General features: G+C 43.9%; 1 protein-coding gene. It reads left to right on the top strand.

Features of this window, described 5'->3' with window-relative positions; translation table 11 throughout:
* The coding region (locus FLA105534_RS21700; RefSeq protein WP_173968170.1) for an acyl-CoA synthetase family protein at positions 1-301 on the top strand (301 nt) is incomplete at both ends.

The raw sequence follows: 301 nt of genomic DNA on the forward strand, positions 1-301 counted from the left end.
GTTTTACATTCTCTCAGATGCTTTGGCCTTACAGCCAGTGGGAGTTATTGGAGAAATCTGTATTTCTGGTGATGGATTGTCCAGAGGCTATTTGTACCAGCCGGAACTAACGGCAGAAAAGTTTATTGAAAACCCTTTCAAAGAAGGCACTAAACTATACAAAACCGGAGATTTGGGTAAATGGTTACCCGATGGCACCGTCGTATGCATCGGTAGAAAAGACAGTCAGGTCAAAATCAGAGGTTATCGCATTGAACTTGGTGAGATCGAGCAGGTATTACAAGCTCAGGAAGGCATCGAC

It is taken from the genome of Flavobacterium collinsii, assembly GCF_902804485.1.
In the GTDB taxonomy this organism is placed as follows: Bacteria; Bacteroidota; Bacteroidia; order Flavobacteriales; family Flavobacteriaceae; genus Flavobacterium; species Flavobacterium collinsii.